This window comes from Agrobacterium sp. 22-221-1 (assembly GCF_053522445.1).
Map to the genome: position 1 here is coordinate 334968 of NZ_JBNWCL010000005.1, position 16176 is coordinate 351143.

At 58.4% G+C, this 16176-nt stretch carries 17 protein-coding genes; 8 read left to right on the plus strand and 9 right to left on the minus strand.

Going from position 1 to position 16176, the window contains the following annotated elements; translation table 11 throughout:
• Nucleotides 1-15: 15 nt before the first annotated feature.
• The 4 genes from sufD (at nt 16) to sufA (ending at nt 3448) form a co-directional block, all read left to right on the plus strand.
• A complete protein-coding gene (sufD, locus tag ACQZ5N_RS10750; RefSeq protein WP_448732857.1) occupies nt 16-1287 on the plus strand; it encodes a Fe-S cluster assembly protein SufD in 1272 nt (423 codons plus the stop codon).
• Complete coding sequence (locus ACQZ5N_RS10755) at nt 1280-2530, plus strand: cysteine desulfurase (RefSeq protein ID WP_003522656.1); 1251 nt, start codon at nt 1280-1282, stop codon at nt 2528-2530. The genes sufD and ACQZ5N_RS10755 overlap by 8 nt, the downstream gene beginning before the upstream one ends.
• Nucleotides 2531-2568: 38 nt before the next feature.
• A complete protein-coding gene (locus ACQZ5N_RS10760) occupies nt 2569-2952 on the plus strand; it encodes an SUF system Fe-S cluster assembly protein (protein WP_003522655.1) in 384 nt (127 codons plus the stop codon).
• Nucleotides 2953-3058: 106 nt separating this feature from the next.
• A complete protein-coding gene (gene sufA, locus ACQZ5N_RS10765; RefSeq protein ID WP_059760334.1) occupies nt 3059-3448 on the plus strand; it encodes a Fe-S cluster assembly scaffold SufA in 390 nt (129 codons plus the stop codon).
• 217 nt (nt 3449-3665) lie between these two features.
• Here sufA and ACQZ5N_RS10770 read toward each other — a convergent pair whose 3' ends face one another.
• A complete protein-coding gene (locus ACQZ5N_RS10770; RefSeq protein WP_080851679.1) occupies nt 3666-3941 on the minus strand; it encodes a hypothetical protein in 276 nt (91 codons plus the stop codon).
• A gap of 174 nt (nt 3942-4115) precedes the next feature.
• On the opposite strand from ACQZ5N_RS10770, the gene ACQZ5N_RS10775 reads away from it, so the two are divergent.
• On the plus strand, nt 4116-4349 hold the full coding sequence (locus tag ACQZ5N_RS10775; protein WP_080851681.1) for a hypothetical protein: 234 nt from the start codon (nt 4116-4118) through the stop codon (nt 4347-4349).
• A complete protein-coding gene (locus ACQZ5N_RS10780) occupies nt 4318-4845 on the plus strand; it encodes a DUF6714 family protein (protein ID WP_448732858.1) in 528 nt (175 codons plus the stop codon). Before ACQZ5N_RS10775 ends, ACQZ5N_RS10780 begins: the two co-directional genes overlap by 32 nt.
• A 77-nt stretch (nt 4846-4922) precedes the next feature.
• Here ACQZ5N_RS10780 and ACQZ5N_RS10785 read toward each other — a convergent pair whose 3' ends face one another.
• The 4 genes from ACQZ5N_RS10785 to ACQZ5N_RS10800 form a co-directional block, all read right to left on the minus strand.
• Complete coding sequence (locus ACQZ5N_RS10785; RefSeq protein ID WP_448732859.1) at nt 4923-6131, minus strand: ABC transporter permease; 1209 nt, start codon at nt 6129-6131, stop codon at nt 4923-4925.
• On the minus strand, nt 6121-6840 hold the full coding sequence (locus ACQZ5N_RS10790) for an ABC transporter ATP-binding protein (protein WP_020809904.1): 720 nt from the start codon (nt 6838-6840) through the stop codon (nt 6121-6123). Before ACQZ5N_RS10790 ends, ACQZ5N_RS10785 begins: the two co-directional genes overlap by 11 nt.
• A 14-nt stretch (nt 6841-6854) precedes the next feature.
• Nucleotides 6855-8156, minus strand: a complete 1302-nt coding sequence (locus ACQZ5N_RS10795) for an efflux RND transporter periplasmic adaptor subunit (protein WP_448732860.1) — start codon at nt 8154-8156, stop codon at nt 6855-6857.
• Between the two features lie 221 nt (nt 8157-8377).
• Nucleotides 8378-8659 carry a hypothetical protein gene (locus ACQZ5N_RS10800; protein ID WP_448732873.1) on the minus strand — a complete coding sequence of 94 codons (282 nt, stop codon included), beginning with the start codon at nt 8657-8659 and terminating at the stop codon, nt 8378-8380.
• Here ACQZ5N_RS10800 and ACQZ5N_RS10805 point away from each other — a divergent pair.
• Both ACQZ5N_RS10805 and ACQZ5N_RS10810 read left to right on the plus strand, forming a co-directional pair.
• On the plus strand, nt 8569-9051 hold the full coding sequence (locus ACQZ5N_RS10805) for a hypothetical protein (RefSeq protein WP_448732861.1): 483 nt from the start codon (nt 8569-8571) through the stop codon (nt 9049-9051). The two genes, ACQZ5N_RS10800 and ACQZ5N_RS10805, sit on opposite strands and share 91 nt — an antisense overlap.
• Nucleotides 9052-9092: 41 nt before the next feature.
• Nucleotides 9093-9377: a hypothetical protein gene (locus ACQZ5N_RS10810; protein ID WP_448732862.1), complete on the plus strand. Its 285-nt coding sequence runs from the start codon at nt 9093-9095 to the stop codon at nt 9375-9377.
• Between the two features lie 300 nt (nt 9378-9677).
• Here the strand turns inward: ACQZ5N_RS10810 and ACQZ5N_RS10815 are convergent, their stop codons facing one another.
• Genes ACQZ5N_RS10815 through ACQZ5N_RS10830 form a run of 4 tightly spaced genes read right to left on the minus strand, consistent with a single transcriptional unit; the run spans nt 9678 to nt 15410 of the window.
• Nucleotides 9678-11528: a TniQ family protein gene (locus tag ACQZ5N_RS10815; RefSeq protein WP_448732863.1), complete on the minus strand. Its 1851-nt coding sequence runs from the start codon at nt 11526-11528 to the stop codon at nt 9678-9680.
• A gap of 21 nt (nt 11529-11549) precedes the next feature.
• Nucleotides 11550-12524, minus strand: a complete 975-nt coding sequence (locus tag ACQZ5N_RS10820; protein WP_448732864.1) for an ATP-binding protein — start codon at nt 12522-12524, stop codon at nt 11550-11552.
• Nucleotide 12525: 1 nt separating this feature from the next.
• Complete coding sequence (locus tag ACQZ5N_RS10825) at nt 12526-14730, minus strand: DDE-type integrase/transposase/recombinase (RefSeq protein WP_448732865.1); 2205 nt, start codon at nt 14728-14730, stop codon at nt 12526-12528.
• A gap of 47 nt (nt 14731-14777) precedes the next feature.
• Nucleotides 14778-15410, minus strand: coding sequence for a hypothetical protein (locus ACQZ5N_RS10830; protein WP_448732866.1), 633 nt, complete (start codon nt 15408-15410; stop codon nt 14778-14780).
• Between the last annotated feature and the right edge of the window lie 766 nt (nt 15411-16176).

The window sequence follows — 16176 nt, forward strand, 5'->3', positions numbered from 1 at the left end:
CAGGAGGTGATGTCCATGAACATTCAAGCTACCAACCGGCTGACGCCAGCGGAAACCGCGCTGATCGACGCTTACACCGCCAAGTTCAGCGAATTGCCGGGCGACGGCGCTGTTGTTGCCGCCCGTGACGTGCTGTTCGACGATCTGAAGACCGGCGGTCTTCCGACGCGACGCATCGAGGCGTGGCACTATACCGATCTGAAAAGCCTGCTGCGCGCCGTTCCGGAAGACCGGCCCGCGCCTGTTATCGAGAAGCTGGCGCCGACGGTTGCCGGCTCGCTGGTTGCCTATCTGCAGCATGGCACGGCCGATATCGGCAAGATCGAGGACGTCCGTGTTTCGCGTTTTGCCGAAAGCCTGCTCGATGGTTCCGCCGCCGCCGGCCTCGCTGAAGCCAGCAAGGATGACGCGATTGGCCGCATCAATGGCAGCTTCGTGCGCGACGGTCTGGTGCTCGAGATCCCGGCCGATGCCGAGATCGAGAAGCCGATCGAATTGCAGGCGGTCCATGGCGCAGGCCAGGTTCACAGCCGCTTCCCGGTCCGCTTCGGCAAGGGTTCCAAGGCAACCGTCATCGAACGTCACCTTTCGGTGACTTCGGATGCGGCCTTCGTTTCTTCGGTCAGCGACATCGTTGTCGAGGATGGCGCGGAAGTGACCTGGATCATCCTGCAGCAACAGGGTGCGGCCGATATCCATCTTGGCCAGCTGCGCATGAGAATCGGCGCGGACGCCAAGATTCGCCTGTTCATTGTCAATGCCGGCGGCAAGCTGGTGCGTCAGGAACTGCGCATGGACGTGGAAGGCGAGGGCACTGACCTCATCGTTCGCGGCGTCAACCTTCTGGGTGGCGAAACCCATACCGACGTGACGATGGTTCTCGGCCACAACGTGCCGAACACGACCTCGACGGAAGTGTTCCGCAACGTGGTGTTCGACCGTGCAAAGGGCATTTTCCAGGGCATGATCCGGGTGGCGCCCGATGCCCAGAAGACCGATGCGAAGATGGCGTGCAATACGCTGCTGATGTCCGACGATGGCGAGTTCTCGGCAAAGCCGGAACTGGAAATCTTTGCCGATGACGTTCAGTGCGGCCATGGCGCGACGGTTGCCGATATCAGCGACAATCATCTCTATTACCTGATGGCGCGCGGCGTGCCGCGGGCGAAGGCACGGGCGATGCTCGTCAACGCCTTCGTCGCCGAGATCGTCGAGGAACTGGAAGAAGAAAATCTGGTAGAGGCGCTGGAGACGATCATCTCCGGCTGGCTGGAACATCATGCCTGAGAGCGAACGCGCCGCATTGGCGGCCCCTTATGACATCGAAGCCGTGCGGAAGGATTTCCCGATCCTGTCGCGCGAGGTCTATGGCAAGCCGCTGGTCTATCTCGACAACGGCGCGTCCGCTCAAAAACCGCAGGTGGTGATCGACGCCGTTTCGCATGCCTATGCAAATGAGTATGCCAATGTGCATCGCGGCCTGCATTTCCTCTCCAATGCCGCAACCGACGCCTATGAGGCGGCGCGCGAAAAGGTGCGCCGTTTCCTGAACGCCGGTTCGGTGGACGAGATCGTCTTCACCAAATCCTCGACGGAAGCGATCAACACGGTCGCTTACGGTTATGGCATGCCGAAGATCGGCGAGGGCGACGAGATCGTCATTTCGATCATGGAGCATCATTCCAACATCGTGCCGTGGCACTTCATCCGCGAACGGCAGGGTGCGAAGCTCGTCTGGGTGCCTGTGGACGATGACGGCGCGTTTCATATCGAGGCTTTCGAAAAAAGCCTGACGGAGCGCACCAAGCTCGTTGCCATCACCCATATGTCCAATGCACTCGGCACCATCGTGCCGGTCAAGGAAATCTGCCGCATTGCCCATGAGCGTGGCATTCCGGTGTTGATCGACGGTTCGCAGGGCGCGGTTCACATGCCGGTCGATGTGCGCGATATCGATTGCGACTGGTATGTGATGACCGGCCACAAGCTTTACGGTCCCTCGGGCATCGGCGTGCTTTACGGCAAAGCCGACCGCTTGCGCGAGATGCGGCCGTTCCAGGGCGGCGGGGAGATGATCCTCGACGTTTCCGAAGACAATGTGACCTATAACGAGCCGCCGCACCGTTTCGAAGCCGGCACGCCGCCTATCGTGCAGGCCATCGGCCTCGGTTACGCGCTGGATTACATGGACAATCTCGGCCGGGCGGCGATTGCAGCACACGAGGCCGATCTTGCCGCTTACGCCGCGGAGCGGTTGCGAGAGATCAATTCGCTGCGCATCATCGGCAATGCGCCGGACAAGGGCGGCATCTTCTCCTTCGAGCTTGAGGGCATTCACGCCCATGATGTCTCGATGGTGATCGACCGGCGCGGCGTTGCCGTGCGTGCGGGCACCCATTGCGCCATGCCGCTCTTGAAACGCTTTGGCGTCACCTCCACATGCCGGGCATCGTTCGGCCTTTACAATACCCGCGCCGAAGTAGACTCTCTTGTTGAGGCGCTGGAATATGCGCGCAAATTTTTCGCCTGATATCGGGATTCAAGAGATCAGGATTGAGGTTTAAGACCATGACTGCCGAAGCCACTGCAAAGACCCAGGATGCGACCGAAGCTCAGGAAAAGGTGTCCACCATTCCGCCGGATGAGCTGGCGCGCCTCAGCGACGACGTGATTGCGGCGCTGAAGACCGTCTACGATCCGGAAATTCCGGCCGATATTTTCGAACTCGGTCTCGTCTACAAGATCGACATCGAAGACGACCGGATGGTCAAGATCGTCATGACGCTGACGGCGCCCGGTTGCCCGGTGGCCGGTGAAATGCCGGGCTGGGTGGAAAATGCTGTTGGCGCCGTCGAGGGTGTTTCCGGTGTCGTGGTCGAAATGACCTTCGATCCGCCATGGACGCCGGACCGCATGTCGGAAGAAGCACAGGTCGCTGTCGGCTGGTACTGACGTGATTTTGACGGGTGTCATCCCTTGATGACACTCTCAGGCGCTATTAGATTGAAATCCATAAGCATCGAGCCTTGAACTCGATTGTCGAAGGAGAATTAAGCCCATGGGCTTTGCGATCATGACCATGACCGGGGCTGCTGCCTCGCGCGTTAAAGCAATCGTTGAAAATTCCGGACCGGATGCCAGGGGCGTGCGCGTCGGCATCAAGAAGGGCGGCTGCGCGGGCATGGAATATACCATCGACCTCGTGACCGAGCCGGATGCGAAGGATGATCTGGTTGAATTCGAAGGGGCAAAGGTCTGGGTTCAGCCTTCCGCCGTGCTTTATCTGCTCGGCACCCAGATGGATTTCGAAGTGACCAAGATGCGCTCCGGTTTCACCTTCAACAATCCGAACCAGACATCCGCCTGCGGCTGCGGTGAATCGGTTGAGCTGAAGCCCGCCGATCTGGCGGCGCTGGCAAAGCAGCGTGAGGCTGAAGCTAGCGTTTGATTGGTTACGCTATCTCTGCGATGGAGAGACAGACCTTTCTTATGCACACAGCGTTCCTACAAACGCGACGTCATCCTCGGGCTTGACCCGAGGATCCATCCCCGTCAAATCCCTTGAGACGTTTGTAGATCCTCGGGTCAGGCCCGAGGATGACGGATGAGAGGTTTCAGATTCATTTTCCGCAAACTGCGTCCCGCGCAAATCAGCTTTCAAAGGATCATGACTGCTGTTTCAGCGTATCGATAAAATCCGCCAGCGGATGAACCGATGGCGTCGTCGTCAATAGAGGCTCGAGAGCTGCCGCGATCTTCCCGCAATCCTCCCCGGCAAGCGGCCTAAGGCTCGAGCTGACTCTGTTGTAGTCGGGCGTCCCGCGTGACGCGAGGGAGCGATTGATCACAAACAGCTCCGTCTGTCCGTCAATCCGTTCGACGAAGAGGGCGAGCGAGCCGCCGTCTGCGGCAGCGGCGCTGTCCGATACCGATTTGAACATCCAAACTCCATCCGGTAAACTTGAGGGCGAGCCTATCCGATTGACGCCCTGACGCAAGATCAGCAAGGATATCGGATATTCTGCGAGGTTTGGCGGGAGGGGCGGAACCGCCCGCCGCCCATGCTGGAAGGTGTTTCGGACCGCCGGCAGGATTATCGTGGGGAGTGAAGCGGGATGGACATCAGCAGCGCCTCGATTGATATCTGGACGATAGGGCTGATCGTCGCCAGCGTCGTGGCTGGCCTGACGCTGATTGTCGGTATTGTTTGCCTTGCGTTTTACTGGGAGGAGATAAAGGGATCTGCGGCATCCAGGGATGACGCGTTGAATAGTCCCCCGCTCGAACGGACCGAGGGTGGAGACTGGCCGACAGTGCATGGTGACGGGAGTGGGGGAGCCCATCATTGAACAGGCAGACGATTTGATGCAGCCGGAACCCGATAATATTGCGAATGCGAAAGCCGCGGTGCGAGAGGCATTTGCGGGTGTTATCCTGGGTGGCGGCGTCGGCCTTTCCGAGGCGCAGGCGCTTGACGACTACGCGAGCAATGAGGTTCGCGCCGCATGTCGTGCTGACGATGAGAAGAGTGATTGGGCCGCGATCCCGCTGAAGGATCTTAACAGAGATTCCGGCAGCCCCACCTTCCTTGATGCTGAGGGAATGCGATTTCATCTGCCCGCCTATATGATCGCCGATCTCGATGGCGACTACAGGCACGAATTCGCACCCTATTTGCGCGGATGCCATGAGACGTTTTCCTTACTGACCCCTTTGCAACGGAATGCCGTGGAAATGTATCTCCGCGCCATCAGTGAGAAGGAAAACCTGCCGTCCTATCAGGACGACATAGAGCGCGCGCTCGAAGAGTGGGTGGATAGTGCACGCTCCCCGGTGAGCGACTGAAGCGGATCGGGTCAATCCCCGGGAAGAGGTTGCCGTTTCTTCTCACACAAAGCCGGTTGCGGTTTGAACGCCGGCTTTCATTCATGCCTTAAGGCTTCTATCGGGCTCAGGCTCGCCGCCCGCCTTGCCGGGAAGTAGCCGAAAATCACCCCGATGGCCGCCGAAAAGGCGAAGGCGAGGAAGATGATCGACGGGCTGGTGACGAAGGGCACGTTGAGATAACCGACGACGGCATAAGCAAGGCCGAGGCCGGTGAGGATGCCGACAAGGCCGCCGAAGGCCGACAGCATGACGGCTTCCACCAGAAACTGGGTCAGTACCTGTTTTTCCAGTGCGCCGATGGCAAGGCGAATGCCGATCTCGCGCGTGCGTTCCGTCACCGAAACCAGCATGATATTCATGATGCCGATGCCACCGACCAGAAGGCTGACGGCCGCGACGGCGCCGAGAAGCCCGGTCAGCAGCGTCGTCGTTCCGGTCATGGCCGAGGCGATCTGTGTCATGTCGTTGACGGTGAAGTCGTCCTCGCGGCCGATGCCGATGCGGCGGCGCTCGCGCAGCAGGTTTTGCAGGTCGCTCTGCACCTTGGCTGTCGAAACGCCGTCCTGCGCAGAGACCATGATCGAGGAAATGGTGGTGGTGCCGCCGATGCGCCGCTGATGGATTTTCAGCGGCATGATGATCGTGTCGTCCTGATCGTCGCCGAGGCCGGACTGGCCTTTCCTGCCCAGCACACCGATGACGGGGCAGGAGATGTTGCTGACGCGGATCGTCTGCCCCACCGGGTTTTCCGCACCGAACAGTTCCTGCCGCACCGTCTCGCCGATGATGCAGCCGATCTGGCCGCCGCGATCTTCGGCGGGCTGGAAATCGCGACCGAGCGCGATGGTCCAGTCCTGTGCCACCAGATAATCGTTGGTGGTGCCGATGACGCTTGTCTGGTGGTTCTTACCGCCGAAAATGACGGTTGCGGCGGAGCTGCGGTTCTGCGGTGCGACGGCGCGGATGCCGCTGATCTGGTTGCGGATGGCCTCTACGTCGCGGTCATCGAAGCGCTTGGCTTCGGTGCTGGCCCTTCCGGGGCCGAACTGGCCGGGGCGAACGAACAGCATGTTGGTGCCGAGCCGCGACAGTTCCGATTTCACCTGTTCGGTCGTGCCGTTGCCGATGGTGACCATGGCGATGACGGCGGCCACGCCGATGACGACGCCGAGCACGGTGAGGAAGGAGCGCAGGAGGTTGCGGCTGATGGCGCGCAGCGCAAGACGCGACGTTTCAAAGAACATCGGCGGTTTCCTTTTTGTCCGTCGCACTGTCGGAGGCGAGGTGGCCATCGACGAAACGCAGGAGGCGTCCGGCATGGGCGGCGATATCTTCTTCATGGGTGACCATGACCACCGTTATGCCTCTGTCGCGGTTGAGCGCGGTAATCAATTCCATGATTTCGATGCTGGTCTTCGTATCGAGATTGCCGGTCGGCTCGTCGGCCAGAAGCAGGGCAGGGCGGGTGACGATGGCGCGGGCAATGGCCACGCGCTGCTGCTGGCCGCCGGAAAGCTCCTGCGTGGTGTGGTCCTCGCGGCCTTTCAGGCCCACCTGCGCCAGCGCCTCCATGGCGCGCGCGCGCCGCTCCGAGGCCTTCATGCCGCGATAGATCAACGGTAGCTCGACATTCTCCACCGCCGAGGTGCGCGAGAGAAGGTTGAAGCCCTGAAACACGAAACCCAGCATGTGCCGGCGCAGCAGCGTCAGATGTTCGTTGTCGAAGCCGCTGGTCGGCACGCCCTGGAACAGATATTCGCCTGATGTCGGCACATCCAGACAGCCGATGATATTCATCGAGGTGGATTTGCCGGAGCCGGACGGCCCCATGATGGCGACGAATTCCTTCTCATGAATGGAGAGGCTGACGCCATCGAGCGCGCGGATGGTCGCTTCGCCGCGGCCATATTGCTTGACGACATCGCGGAATTCGATGAGCGGCGGCTGTTGCATGGGCTTGTCCTCCGTCAGCCGGCGTTGCGGGCCGTGGCGTCGGTAATCACCTGGTCATCGGCTTTCAACTCGCCCGATTTTACCACGGTATGCTGGCCGTCGGTGGAGCCGGTTTCGATGGCGACGGAGACTGGCGTGTTGTTGCGCAGCACCCAGACCGTCCTTTTGCCGGCCGCAGCCGCCTGGCCGGCATCGCGGTTCTGCGAGCGGCCCATGCGCGGCGGGCGGAACAGGCTCATCAACCCGCCGCCACGGGAGGCGGATTCGCGCGGCGGCGTATAACGAAGCGCGGAATTCGGCACCAGCAGCGTATCCTTGATCTCTTCGACGATGATATTGGCGGTCGCCGTCATGCCGGGGCGCAGCAGCAGTTCCTCATTATCGACCGTCAATATGCCCTTGTAGGTCACGACGTTGGATACGGTTTCGGAGGCGAAGCGCACGGTCTCGATCTCGGCCGGGAAGCTGCGGTCGGGATAGGCATCGACGTTAAAATTGGCCTTCTGACCGGTCTCGACCTTGCCGACATCGGCCTCATCCACCGAGACCTGCAATTCCATGTGGCGCAGATCGCCGGCGATGGTGAATAGCACCGGGGCATTGAGCGAGGAGGCGACGGTGGCGCCGGGATCGACGCTGCGGGTGAGGATGACGCCATCGATGGGCGAGACGATCTTGGCCTTGCCGAGATTGACTTCGGCGAGCCTCAGATCCGCTTCCGCCGAAAGCACGGTCGCCTCGTTGACTTCGAGCGTTGCGGCAGCCGCATCATGGGTGAACTGTGCGGCGTCCAGATCCTGCTGGCTGGAGACCCGGTTCTGCACCAGCGATTTCAGGCGCTCCATGGAGGTTTTGGCCGAACCGAGATCGGCGTGCGCCTTCAGCACATTGGCCTTGGCGGAGGCAAGCTTGGCGCGGGCGCTCTGCACATCGGCTTCGAGCTTGTTTGTATCCAGCTCCGCCAATACGTCTCCCGCCTTGACCGGGCTGTTATAGGTGACGTTGACCTTGCGCACGGTGCCGGACAGTTCGCTCGATATATCGACCTGATCCGTCGGCTGAACCGAGCCGGTGGAGGTGACGATGACCGAGAGATCGCCCTGACGCGCCGCTTCCGTGGTATAGCTATAGGCGACACCTGCCGCACGTGACTGGTAATAATAACCAAGGCCCCCGCCAATCAGCACAATGGCTGCTGCGGCATAGAGATACCGACGCGACTTTTTCTTGCGGCCGTTTCTGTTCGTTCCCAGAATCTCGCGCAGATCGGGTTGGCTGTTTTCGGTATCGCGGCCACTCGTATTGGCGTCATTCATTCTCGTCACCCGCAAAGTTCAAAATACCACAGAGGGTTGTCGCCGCTCTCCGGTTTGTCCGTCCATCTGTCGCCGTTGTATTCCTCTGATTGTGGGAAGTGACATAGCTTGCCCCAAGGGTGAAGTGAAAACTTGGTAATATTTATGATAGTTCTGGTCTGTTAGAGATAAATCCGGGAAGATCGATGCCATAAACGCGGCTGAGCTTTCAGCAGCGATAGTCAGGACGAAGATAGAATGAACGACAATGTGGTGAAGTTCCGCAAACCGGTGCCGCCGAAGAAGCCGCGCGAACCGTTAGGGCCGAAAGCTAGGAAGGCTTTGACGATTGCGGCTGTCATCGCGTTTTTCGTGGCGGTGTGGGGGTATTTCACGTTGATGGGGCAAGGGTAGGCGCGTCTTTCGAGAGCGCATGAACCGCGAATCTGCACGACCGGAAGCACAGTCACCTCCTGCATCTGGGCGCTTTGCGACAATTGATGCCGCCAGTTATCTTCGGTCATTGAATAGAGCCGCCTCAGCACGGTCATTTAACCTTGATCGATTCCACGGTATTGTTCGGCATAGCAGTAGCGCCACGGTCGGGGGGGGCAAAATGGGGCGGGCGGTTTGGGCTATCGCAGTGGGAGTTTTGGTAAGCCTCGGCGCGTTTATGGTGCTTAGCCTGTTAGGCGTTGGGGTCGGCTGGTGGTTCTTAGACGCAATTGCCCCAACCGTATCCGGTGTGACCAAAAACACGAATACGGGAGAATGGGGGCGAATGCTTCTCTTGCCGTTGTCCGTGACCGTCGGCATCGTCTGCGGAGCTCTCGTCTTTGACCCAGGCATGTCCAGCAAGACAGAAGCGATCGTGGTTTCGATCGTGCTTTTCTTCTCGTATCTGTCTCCGGAATAAACTTCTGGACGAATGACAGCCTGATAAACGTGAACGCTCAGTTGGTGATCGACGTTTTCTTGAGCATTTCTGCTCTGGCCGTCATCATCCTGCTGCTTCGGTGGGAACCAACGCGTCCGACGACGCTGGCTGTCCAGAGAGTTGCGTTATTCCTGATAACTGTCTTTGGGTTCGTCTTGCCCCTATTTTACGGAACAAGCCTATTGCTGCAGGGGATGGGTTTCGAAGGTGAGTTGAAAACGATCTCCGACTTTATCGGCTTCATCTCCGCCGCATTGGGACTGGCTGTGGCAGCCGCGCCAAATCTGTTAGCGAAGCGTAGCTGATCCGGACCCATGCGACAGGTGCCGGAGCCCTCATGAGGGGCTGATTGCAAACCGAATGAGTCCAGAGGCGCCAGACGCTAAGTTTTGGAGTCCTTGTGATTGCGCTCCGTAGGTTTGTCGCTACGTTGAGAAATTTCATTGAATTCATTGGTGAATCTTACGTCATATCGAAAAGGTCGGGGCGAATTGCTCCGATAGGAGTGTCCAGAAACTAAAGTGCCGGAACTGCAGGCAATAAAAAAGCCCGCCGAAGCGGGCCTTTCAAACTGCATTACGGAAGATTGACGAGGGCAATCCGCGTTATTGCCAGTGCGCTACGTCCGATCGCCGATAGAATCTCGAGTTTCTACCGGTCGGTTCATAAATGGGTCGCACTCCCTCGGCCTCGAGTTTTTGACGAAGGATGCCGGGAAAGACACCAGCACGGTCCGACAAAAGAGCGAGACAAATATTTTCGGCGATGAAGGCATCCACGGAATGAGCGAGGATGTATTGTTGCTCACGCCGGGTGGCAGGATTGATCCGGGTTTCGGTCTTTAGATAACCGAGGCGCAGCAGTTCGCTGATCGTGCCTCTCGCCGTCCCGATCCGGCGTTCTGTGTCTCGGACATTGAGATGTCTATGACTATCGTTTTGAACGTTGCCATTCAACGATGCCACTTCAGGAATAGAGTGGTTCAAGCAGGTTTTGACTTCCTCCCAATCCACAAGGAGGTTCGAGAGCGTCGTCCGACCGCCTTCGAAATGAAGGCTTTTCAGAGAACCTTCCAAGCCCAATTTGAGGATGCTCTCGGTTTGGCAACCGCATCTTTGCGCTGCTTTATCCAGCCGCACCAGGCCGTCTGTATTTGAACCGTTTAGTGAGCGCCCGAAAAGCGCTTTCTTAAATGCCTCGAATTCGGACCGTTGGACACGCGAAAACACGCGTGCGCCGTCTTTTGGTTGCTCCACGCGGCGCAGAAGTCCGGCATCGAGAATGGCTCGCATGCGGTCATCCCTGATTCCGAGAACCGTCCGGATTTCAACACTGGTCATCGTATCCAGCGCATTGGACAATACCTCGTGGCCCCGACGCGCATCGAAGTAAATCTGGGCGCTCGTCAGCTGTGAGGGTGCAATGAGATTAGCTTCCAGAAGGAGGTCCTGGATACGGTCTTCCATCATGCCATATTCGAGGCCTGCCGATCTGATCGAATGCAGATGGCGTTTTCGGGTGGGCAGCACAAAAGCTTCATCAGGACCGATTGGGAGATTCCGCTCGGCGATGTCCTGAAAAATCTCTGTTACGAGGGAGAATTCAGGCTTCTTGTGATTGCGCATCAGCCAATCTCGCAACGGCCCGAAAAAGGAAGCCATTTCATAGACCATCGGTTTTGATTGTTCGATCGCCTGGCAAATAATCTTCTCAATCAGATCGCGTCCGGCCGAGGCGGAACCAAACCCGCACTCGACGTCGGAATGAGACACCAGGTCGCAACGATCGTATGCGATCCGGTGCATCTTCTGGAAACGACCGAAGTGACGGCAAAGATCGACAGCAACATAGGTTTCAAAATTGTCGAGAAACTCGTTGGCGGGGAGACCGTCGATCCTTGCGACCACGTATCGATCGATTTGAGACGAGGAGGCTGCGCTGGTGTCGACCGCCTCCTCTCTGATCGTTGAGACATTCAGGGCTACGAACGAGGCGAAATCACCTTGCTCTTGCGCGGACGCCGGGGCTTCCTTGATCGCACAAGCATGCTCATGGCAATTCTGTAAGGCGCGTGTCATCCACGCCGCCCGGACGTAGGGCCGTGAAGAAGGACGTCCGCTGCCGTTTTCGAGATCGTCAACGACACATTTCGGGCAATATCGGTGATTTCGTCCCGGTCGCATATCACGGCCCATCAATGCGTGACCCAGCTTCCACGTCGCTCCGGCGGTAACGGACGCGATTGCATAAGCTGCGAGACGTGCTTCTTCGACACCTGACCAGTGTGCGAGCACTGCCATCGCTTCGGGGTGGCCCGAGGCGATGGCAGTGGCGTTTGTGTCCGTCGTGGCGAGAAACCCCCGCATTGAACGATAGCCATTTGCGTGCGCGAGGCGGGATGCCAGGCTCAGGGGCGTTTCGGTTTTGTGAAATTCGACGGTGACGGGGAGTGCCATGACGCGATACCTTTCTGGCTATTACTTCTTCTTTTTCGAGGGCTGGGCGACGAGGTCCGTCAATGCATCGCTGCGATCAATGTCGCGCCACCGGGGCGAGGTGATGATGTTGTCGCCGCGAAGACTGCCCGACGCACGGTCGTAGAAACCTGCGAAGTCGCGAGCCGTGAGATTTTTGCGGTTTCGTCCCAGGGCTGCGAAACAAGCCGCTCGCACCATCTCGATCATCGTACCCAGCCCACCGCCCGTGGATGCTACCAAGCGTCCCAGGAAGTCGTCGGTCATCAACTCGTCCGCCAGCACAAGACCGCAATGGTCGACGGCGATGTCGCACAGAAGCTTTTCGATGAGCGGCTTGTCAGAAGGAAAACGCACCGGCTCGAACCGCATGACCAACGACCTGTTCGCGAGCTGGAGATCGCCGGATACCAGCCTGGCCAGGTCCGGCACGCCGCTGTAGATCGTGTGGAGTGGCCAGTCGGGAATGGCGATGAGGCTTTTCAGGCGATCCTGAAGAGACCTTACGGCTGCAGCTGTTGGTGCCCGCAAGAGGTCTTGTGCCTCGTCCAGATGTAGAAAGAGGACGCGACGTTCTCTGAGCTGTTGTTTGACTGTCTCGTAAAGTTCATGCTCATTTGCACGATTGCTCGCGGGCAGACCCATTTCGTGAAGGATACGGATTGCCAAATCTTTGGTGGAGCAGGGTTTCGGCACCTCGATACTGATCAATGGACGGACAGTTTCGCTATACTCATTTTCGTACGGCTGAAACGATTTGATACGAGTGAACGCTCGCTCCAACGAGGTCGATTTCCCACTACCGGACTCGCCGATTACGATGAAGGAGCGCCTCCTGGAGCCGCCGCCTGCAAGGCAATCGAGGGCGTGGTCCTCGAATTCCGTCAGTCGTTTCACGAGTTCCAGGCAACGGCCTGTCTCGAAGTAACGGTTGGTTTCCCGCACACGCAGTGCGCGCAGTTCGTTGGTTGCGGTCATCTTAGTACTCCTCGTCATAGTGGAAGCCGGAAACAAGCGCGTCAGACGCTTGCGTGGCGGCGGTTTCGTTTTCTTTGATTTCTTCAGCCTCGGATTTTTCGAGGGCGAACAGGTCGGGCCGCTGGATGACCATGCCGATCCGCAGCGGATCGTCGGGCAGCGGGCCTTCGGCGAGGAGCTGAGTCTGGTCTTCAGACGGCGCGGCCATCCAGGCACCGAACAGTTCCGAGTCCCAACGGTCGAAGTCTTTTGCGGTCGGTACGCTTGGAGAAAGACCGGCGCGGAGAGTTGCGGCATCACCGATAGCGCGAAGACGATTGATAGCGTCGTACATCACCGTCATGCCCTGCTCGGCAGCAGTGGCGTAGCTGGCACGCAATTCCTTGCGCGCGGCCATCCATTCGGCGAGCGTTACACTGTCATCGAGACCGACGGTGTTGCGAACGACGAACCAGCCCTTGTCGCCTTTAACGGCGATGTGGGCGGGGCATTCTGGATCGTATTTGATCTCGACGTCGACCTGGTCGAACTTGGTCCGGAGCCGTTGGATTTCGGCATCACAGTAGGTGATGCCGAATACGGTAATACCGTAGTCTGAAATCCGGCGGGTCGTCTTGATGCCGAAAATCTGGAGCATTTCTTCGGCATCTGGCGGGTAGAGGATTTCGTATTCTTTGGAGGCCTCGACCCACGCATTATGCGGGGTGTTGCCGCCAAGGCCAGAATGCGGCTTGTTGTGGTAGATGTCACAGACCGCGAAGATGAAAATCTTGATCAGTTCGTCGACCAGCAATGCGGCATGAACCTGCGGATCGTAATCGCCCTTTTCTACGACCGAAGAGAAAGTCCGGCCCTCGAAATACGGTGCGACTAGCAGACCGATCGAATGGAAAAGGCTTTCGATGAACGGGCGGCAACCAGGATCGCCGGCGGGCGGGCGGGTGCCGTGAATGCGGGCGGCGCGAAGCACTTCGGCGGTTCGTTGGGCGGTGAATTCCGCGCCGTTGTCGGTGTAAATAACCCGGGGCCTGATTTTCCCGATCCATGGCGTCTGGGCGGCCACATAGGACGACAGATGTCTCTTGTCGGTCATGATCATGCGGATCGTGGCAACGGCGGACGCGGCATTCGGGTTCGTGCTCGCTTTCAGCGCAAGGATGTAACGTGTCGCGACGTCGATTGCGGCGCAGAAGCAGATGCGGACGCGAGGAATACGCTCCTGTGCTGTTTCCGGAAGGGCGTTCCAGATACCCGTTTCCACGAGAAGCGAGATCAGATCGACGGTGACAAAATCCATCTCGATCCGCTGGCCAGGAGCGACCACGTGGAAACTCCGACGGATCGCCTTGAACTTCTGGATGGCGAACTTCTCGCCGTGACGGCTCGCGATGACGTGGAACTTGTCGAACTTCGCGATCATCGCTTCAAATTTTTTGCGGGATACCTTGCTGATTTTCTTCGGAATCGGGAGGTCGGCGTTGTGCTTCTGAAGCTCAGCAAGATACGAGCGATAGACATGTGCCTTGGTCGGGCGGCGACGATCCAGATAGGCCATCGCCATCTTGTGTGCGAACGCGATCGTAGCTGGTTTCGGGGCGAACAGCTTCGGGCCCGGACCGTGATGCCGGGGAAGAAGCGCCATCACGTCACCGTCGCAATTGTGGTAGTCGTCGTAGTCGCGTTTGAAGGTTTTAACGCTTGGGCAGGGGAAGATGACGACCTGGCTTCTCTGGTCGGCCCGGCCATCAGCAGCGAGGTCGAACAGCGCGTCGTTGATTTCCCGGTTCCACGCCAGCAGCTTCGGGCCGAGCTTTTTCTCGGACATTGGCAGGAGCTTGCCGATGCGGTCGCATTCCACATCGTATCTGTGGATCAGCTTTTCCCGATGAAGGGCGAGATCACGATCTTCGACGTCGAATTCGTCCCACGGCTTATCGCCGAAGATGGCACGGATTTTCTGCTGCGCGGGGCTGTTGTAGCCGTAGCGGATCGATGCTTTGTTGCTGTCGAGCGCGGCGTAGATTTCTTGGTGGGAGAGGAAAATCTTATATTCCACATCGTTTTCCGAGCGGAGCAAATAGCCCACGTCGTCGCGACTTACAGGAATGAAGAAGGCGTTCCTCGTCTTGTCATGGTAGCGATCCATTTGACCCATACCGATGAGGGAATGAAGGAATTGGCGAGCGGGCAGGGTACGGGATTCCATGATGGTCCTTTCTCTGATGGATGGAATTTTGATTTGGTTGGGAACGGCTAGGCGCAGGCGCGCAGCCAGGATCGATCATCGATACGGCCCGAGTAAACCGGTGCGATCAGACGGAGATCGATAAGACGCCACACGGCGGTCCGGCGTTTGTCACGTGCACGGACGTCACGCAGGAGGTCACCAAACCGGAACTGGCCCGGCAGACGTTTCACCACGTCCACGAGTTTGGCGCATTCGGCGTCGTCGTGTTGGAGGCGGGAGGTGAGGATGAAGTAGGCATTTTCGAATGCCTCGTGGGTTGCTTCCTCGTTCGTCATCAACGCGACGGCGTCCGCGACGCGCGACGTCAACTTTCCGAGTGGGCCGACCCCTGTGATACCGGCGGCGCAGATGCGATCGAGCAGATCGAGCATCTCTGCCCGCTTGCGGGCATACTTCACCGCAACGGCGACCCCTGTGCCGTCGTTGAGAACGATGAAGTAATCGAAGGTATGCTCACGAAGGACGCCGTCGGCGTCGGTATAGTGGACCTTCGGGTATTGCGACTGGAGTTCTCGAAGGCCAGACAGGGTCTGGAGTACGGAGCTGACGCGGTGCTTGAGTTCGCTCTCGTGGTAGACGCCGTTGCCGTTGAAGAACGTGTGACCACGTGCGGTTTTCGCCTGTTTGTCGGCGGGCATGCGCAAGGCCAAGCCGAAGTGCGGCTCGTGCCAATAGTCTTTGCCTGCTGGACCGATAGCGGGATTAGCCGTTGGGCTATATTCGCAAGCCCCCGGCCAAGGTCGTGCCGGTGTTCTCCGGCGGCTGGGTCATGGATGCAAGGGAAAGGAAGCCGAGCCCCTCGCGTTTCTGGTAAAGGTATTGGGCGACTTTATGGGAGTGACGCATTCCGATCTCCTGCCTCGTATCCTGCGATGATCTCGCTGGCCGAGGTTTCCGGTCGGAAGTCCCCAGGCTCAGAGAGAAGCAAAACCTATGGTGGCTGCTATCGTCATCATGCGTCCCCGTTGCTGCTCACGCTGTTGGTGAACGGATATCACGTCGAGGCAGGGCTCTTACGGTTCAAAAGTAAATGAAAGGTAAATTTTTGGCGATTTCTAGTAGTCTGGCATGCTTGTGGTTTGAAATTCGCTGTCACGAATTTACCGGCCGATTGGCAGACGAAGTGCTTTGAGGGGAAACAAAGCTTCGAGAGGCGGTGCCTCGGTTATGAACTCAACGGCACAGGCTAGCGAAGCCTCGACAGGCCCCTGAATTCGACGGTTGGCTAGAGGTACGGACGGTGGAATCGATGAAATGCAGGGAACCCTGAATGACCCAGCTGATAAACTCGGTATAGACACCGATTGTTGATTGCCACTGAGAACTGACCCGGCGTGGCGTGATATTTCCATTGAGAATTGACCCATGTTCCAACCTTCCCTCGCATGTTTTCAGCGAGGGCTA

Coding starts and splice junctions, on each gene's coding strand:
- sufD (WP_448732857.1), top strand. CDS start 16: ATGAACATTCAAGCTACCAACCGGCTGACGCCAGCGGAAACCGCGCTG.
- ACQZ5N_RS10755 (WP_003522656.1), top strand. CDS start 1,280: ATGCCTGAGAGCGAACGCGCCGCATTGGCGGCCCCTTATGACATCGAA.
- ACQZ5N_RS10760 (WP_003522655.1), top strand. CDS start 2,569: ATGACTGCCGAAGCCACTGCAAAGACCCAGGATGCGACCGAAGCTCAG.
- sufA (WP_059760334.1), top strand. CDS start 3,059: ATGGGCTTTGCGATCATGACCATGACCGGGGCTGCTGCCTCGCGCGTT.
- ACQZ5N_RS10770 (WP_080851679.1), bottom strand. CDS start 3,941: ATGTTCAAATCGGTATCGGACAGCGCCGCTGCCGCAGACGGCGGCTCG.
- ACQZ5N_RS10775 (WP_080851681.1), top strand. CDS start 4,116: ATGGACATCAGCAGCGCCTCGATTGATATCTGGACGATAGGGCTGATC.
- ACQZ5N_RS10780 (WP_448732858.1), top strand. CDS start 4,318: ATGGTGACGGGAGTGGGGGAGCCCATCATTGAACAGGCAGACGATTTG.
- ACQZ5N_RS10785 (WP_448732859.1), bottom strand. CDS start 6,131: ATGTTCTTTGAAACGTCGCGTCTTGCGCTGCGCGCCATCAGCCGCAAC.
- ACQZ5N_RS10790 (WP_020809904.1), bottom strand. CDS start 6,840: ATGCAACAGCCGCCGCTCATCGAATTCCGCGATGTCGTCAAGCAATAT.
- ACQZ5N_RS10795 (WP_448732860.1), bottom strand. CDS start 8,156: ATGAATGACGCCAATACGAGTGGCCGCGATACCGAAAACAGCCAACCC.
- ACQZ5N_RS10805 (WP_448732861.1), top strand. CDS start 8,569: ATGAACCGCGAATCTGCACGACCGGAAGCACAGTCACCTCCTGCATCT.
- ACQZ5N_RS10800 (WP_448732873.1), bottom strand. CDS start 8,659: ATGACCGAAGATAACTGGCGGCATCAATTGTCGCAAAGCGCCCAGATG.
- ACQZ5N_RS10815 (WP_448732863.1), bottom strand. CDS start 11,528: ATGGCACTCCCCGTCACCGTCGAATTTCACAAAACCGAAACGCCCCTG.
- ACQZ5N_RS10820 (WP_448732864.1), bottom strand. CDS start 12,524: ATGACCGCAACCAACGAACTGCGCGCACTGCGTGTGCGGGAAACCAAC.
- ACQZ5N_RS10825 (WP_448732865.1), bottom strand. CDS start 14,730: ATGGAATCCCGTACCCTGCCCGCTCGCCAATTCCTTCATTCCCTCATC.
- ACQZ5N_RS10830 (WP_448732866.1), bottom strand. CDS start 15,410: ATGCCCGCCGACAAACAGGCGAAAACCGCACGTGGTCACACGTTCTTC.